Raw genomic sequence first — 339 nt, 5'->3', positions numbered from 1 at the left:
GTACTGCGACATTCGATGCCGTGGTGAATTGCAAGGCCCCGTATATGAAAGTATTGAAAAAGGTGACTCCCACTAAGGTCATGATGAGAAATGGTTTTCGATATTCCCAGAACGTCATTCGATTTTTCCAAGCGCTAAGATATCCTATGGGAAAGACGACGATGAATGCAATGAGTAGTCTGAAAAAAGCAATTGTAAATGGTGGTAGCTCGTTGATTGCTTTGCCAATGAGGATGTTCCCAGCATAGGAGATGACAACTAACAGAATAAATATGTAAGGATAAATAATGATTCACCTCTTATGAAAAAAATGTAACTCTACCATAACATATATTGTTT

Annotated in this window: 1 protein-coding gene; it reads right to left on the bottom strand. The window is 38.1% G+C overall.

Annotation, left to right across the window (positions count from 1 at the left end; translation table 11 throughout):
* Nucleotides 1-229, bottom strand: a 229-nt coding sequence (locus AOA61_RS33105) for an EamA family transporter (RefSeq protein WP_368731129.1), incomplete at its 3' end; no start/stop codon positions are given.
* Nucleotides 230-339: the final 110 nt, after the last annotated feature.

This window comes from Pseudomonas sp. 2995-1 (assembly GCF_002742505.1).
Classification (GTDB): Bacteria; Pseudomonadota; Gammaproteobacteria; order Pseudomonadales; family Pseudomonadaceae; genus Aquipseudomonas; species Aquipseudomonas sivasensis.
The sequence above is the reverse complement of the archived record's forward strand: the minus strand, read 5'-3'. Positions and strand labels throughout refer to the sequence as shown.